The organism is Escherichia sp. KCJ4928, from assembly GCF_004352695.1.
In the GTDB taxonomy this organism is placed as follows: domain Bacteria; phylum Pseudomonadota; class Gammaproteobacteria; order Enterobacterales; family Enterobacteriaceae; genus ECMA0423.
The window spans coordinates 1-303 of sequence record NZ_SJWV01000707.1 but is presented as its reverse complement, the minus strand read 5'-3'; the positions used below and the strand labels follow the sequence as shown (position 1 = coordinate 303).

General features: G+C 57.1%; 1 protein-coding gene. It reads left to right on the top strand.

The window, feature by feature from the left end:
• Window positions 1-303: hypothetical protein (locus tag E0D98_RS26360; protein ID WP_205713047.1), on the top strand; the 303-nt coding region annotated here is incomplete at both ends.

Here is a 303-nt window from a genome sequence, read left to right as displayed (position 1 = left end):
CAGTTCAGCGCGATAACTCAGCAGAATTGTTACTGGACTACATCCGCCGTGCCCTCGATCAGGGACACAGTGACTACCCGATGATGTCCGGCTGTACCCGGTTTATGCTCAGCCCCGACACCCGCGTTGTGGCCGTTGATCTGAACAATGTGGCCGGTGACAAGACACCTGCAGGGCGTCTGCGCACCGGCATCATGTACCTGCTGGCAGGACAAATCGCCGGCGGGGATTTTGTCCTGCCGCAGTATCAGGAGGAAATACGGAAAAATCTCGACCCACGCTACCATGAGGTGATTTTCCGCC